This is a genomic window from Pseudoneobacillus rhizolycopersici, from assembly GCF_054786815.1.
In genome coordinates, this window is the sequence record NZ_JBTOOE010000084.1 from 1 (window position 1) to 277 (window position 277).

The window sequence follows — 277 nt, forward strand, 5'->3', positions numbered from 1 at the left end:
CGCGAGCGCCTCGGCGTGCCGGTGGCAAGGTTAAGAAAAGGAATATGAAATCTATGCAAAACCGCAACCGCAGCGCCGTCCGCCGCCACAAAGGAACCTGCATTGCCGCATCAGCCATCTCCGATGTTTTCTCACCGCTGCTCATGGCAACATACGCCATGGCAGTGGCCTTGTGGCTCACTCCCATGGCATACCTGCCGCTGGGCGTGCGGGCGTGGTCCACAGTGGGAGTGTTCTTCATCACCGCCGTGATACCCGCCTCCACCGTGTTCGTGCT

The 277-nt window shown here is 60.3% G+C and carries 1 protein-coding gene; it reads left to right on the forward strand.

Annotation, left to right across the window (positions count from 1 at the left end; genetic code table 11):
• Nucleotides 1–53 precede the first annotated feature (53 nt).
• On the forward strand, nucleotides 54–277 hold a 224-nt coding region (locus tag ACX9YW_RS22950; protein WP_460351032.1), incomplete at its 3' end, for a hypothetical protein.